This is a genomic window from Clavibacter sp. MX14-G9D (assembly GCF_032917815.1).
Classification (GTDB): domain Bacteria; phylum Actinomycetota; class Actinomycetes; order Actinomycetales; family Microbacteriaceae; genus Clavibacter; species Clavibacter michiganensis_K.
Genome location: NZ_JAVCVL010000307.1, coordinates 1 through 2,363 on the forward strand (window position 1 = coordinate 1; position 2,363 = coordinate 2,363).

Annotated in this window: 2 protein-coding genes and 1 pseudogene; 1 reads left to right on the forward strand and 2 read right to left on the reverse strand. The window is 74.9% G+C overall.

What is annotated here, in order from left to right; genetic code table 11:
- A pseudogene (locus Q6969_RS15015) lies at positions 1–318 on the reverse strand (hypothetical protein); the annotation flags it as partial.
- 49 nt (positions 319–367) lie between these two features.
- Positions 368–1,582 carry a Gfo/Idh/MocA family oxidoreductase gene (locus tag Q6969_RS15020; RefSeq protein ID WP_317231163.1) on the reverse strand — a complete coding sequence of 405 codons (1,215 nt, stop codon included), beginning with the start codon at positions 1,580–1,582 and terminating at the stop codon, positions 368–370.
- 205 nt (positions 1,583–1,787) lie between these two features.
- Here Q6969_RS15020 and Q6969_RS15025 point away from each other — a divergent pair, with 205 nt between their 5' ends.
- Positions 1,788–2,333 carry a hypothetical protein gene (locus Q6969_RS15025; protein ID WP_317231164.1) on the forward strand — a complete coding sequence of 182 codons (546 nt, stop codon included), beginning with the start codon at positions 1,788–1,790 and terminating at the stop codon, positions 2,331–2,333.
- Positions 2,334–2,363: the final 30 nt, after the last annotated feature.

Below are 2,363 nucleotides of genomic sequence, written 5' to 3' on the forward strand. Positions count from 1 at the left end.
GTGCGCGTGGCCCCCGGCGGCGCCGCCCGAGGTCATGCCGGCGCCGGCGGACGCGGACGCGCCGAGGCCCGTCCCGCCGAAGGTGAAGGCCGCGTGCAGCACGCCCTGCGTCGCCCCGATCGCGAGCACGAGGTGGACCAGCGTGACGCGCCGCCCGCCCAGCGCGAAGCAGAGGGCGACGCCCAGGACGAGCGCGAGGGCCAGGACGAGCGGATGCGGGATCCCGCCGCCGGCCGCCGCGTGCGCGGTCGCCGTGACGAGCGTGCAGACAAGCGCGGACAGCGCGGCGCGCAGCGTCCGCTCCTGCCGTGCCTGCACCCGTCCGCCTCCCGGTCGTCCGGTCCAGGCTACGGCAGGGGCGCGGCGGTCAGGAGCGGGCGGGATCCACCTGCACCCACGCGCTGCCGTCGGCCGAGCTGCGCTCCACGGCGTCGAGGACGCGCTGCACGCGGAGCCCGTCGGCGAACGACGGCTGCGGCTCGCGGCCCTCGGCGATGTCGTGCACGAGGTCGCGCACCTGGTGGCTGAACGCGTGCTCGTAGCCGAGGCCGTGGCCGGTGGGCCACCACGCCGCCGTGTAGGGGTGCTCGGGCTCGGTGACGAGGATCCGGCGGAAGCCCAGCCGGTCGGCGGGCGCGGTCGCGTCGTACAGCTCGATCTCGTTGAGGCGCTCGAGGTCGAAGGAGATCGCGCCGTCGGATCCGCTGAACTCCAGGCGCAGCGCGTTCTTGCGACCGGTCGCCATGCGGGTCGCCTCGAAGCTGGCGAGCGCGCCGCCGGCGAGCTTCCCGGTGAAGTAGGCCGCATCGTCGACCGTGACCTTCCCGCGCTCGCTCGAGGCCACGCCGCCGAGGCCGCGCGTCTCGGCGAGCAGCGGGCGCTCCTCGACGAACGTGCGGAGCAGGCCGCTGACCGCGTCGAGCTTCTCGCCGGTGATGAACTGCACGGCGTCGACGATGTGGGCGCCGATGTCGCCGAGCGCGCCGGATCCGGCCGCCTCCTTGTCGAGGCGCCAGGTCATGGGGCCCTCGGCGTCGGTCAGCCAGTCCTGCAGGTAGAGCGCGCGCACCTGGCGGAGCTCCCCGATCGCGCCCTGGGCGACGAGGTCGCGGGCGAACGTGATCGCGGGGACGCGGCGGTAGCTGAAGCCCACCATCGCGCGGATCCCCTTCGCGGCGGCCCTCTCGGCGGCCGCGGCCATGATCTCCGCCTCCTCCACCGTGTTGGCGAGCGGCTTCTCGCACAGCACGTGCTTGCCGGCCTCGAGGGCGGCGACCGCGACCTCCACGTGCGTGCTGCCGGGCGAGCAGATGTCGACGACGTCGATGTCGTCGCGCTCGATCGCAGCGCGCCAGTCGGTCTCGGCGCGGTCCCAGCCCCAGCGGTCCGCGGACTCCTGCGTGCGGGCCTGGTCGCGGCCGACGACGGACACCATGCGCGGCGCGAGCGGCAGGTCGAAGAACGCGGGGGCGACGCGCCAGGCCTGCGAGTGGGCGGCGCCCATGAAGCCGTGGCCGATCATCGCGACGCCGAGGGCGCCTCCGGTCTCGGGGGCGGACGCTGCGGGCTGCGTTTCGGACATGGGACTCCTTCGTCTCCGGCGTGCGGGTGGCGTGCTCGTGGTGCGGCTCGTGCTCTGGCTCTGCGGATCCGCGTCGCGTGATTCGTTGCGGCCCGCCCCAAACCTACGGGCACGCCGCTGGGCCTGACAAGGCGCACCACCGGCACCCCTCCCCCTCGGCGCGACGCCGCCCTAGGGTGGAGGGGACCGGCCGGAGGGGGACGACGTGATCTCGCTCGACTTCCCGCGCGACGTGGCCTTCATGGCCGCCGTGTTCGGACTGGCGACGTTCGTCTGGGCCGGATGGGCGCAGGAACGGCCTCCGGGCACCGCCTGGCGCATCGTGCTCGGCGCGCTGTCGCTCGCCGGTGTCGCCGTGGTGGGGCTCACGCTGCCCGCCGCGATCCGTGACTGGGAGACCCCGACCGCGCTCGTGGTCGACTCGGCCCCGTTCGCCGTCTACGTCGCGATGGTCGCCGTGGAGCTCGTCGCCGGGGGGATCGCCGCCGCCCTGCTCGTCCGACGGGGACTGCCCGAGCTCGTCGCCCCCGTCATCATGATCGTCGTCGGGATCCACTGGATCCCCATGATCTGGGTGTTCCAGCAGCCCGTCCTCGCGCTCATCGCCGCCTGGTGCATCCTCGTCGGCATCGCCGCCTTCCGTCTGCCGCGCGTGCGGCAGGCGCCGAGCTTCTGGTGCGGGATCCTCGCCGCGCCGGCCCTGCTCGCCGTGGGCGCGGCCTGCGCCGTGCAGTACGCCGTCCTGCCCTGACGCCCCTCCGCCGCGCGGCCATGCGCCGCC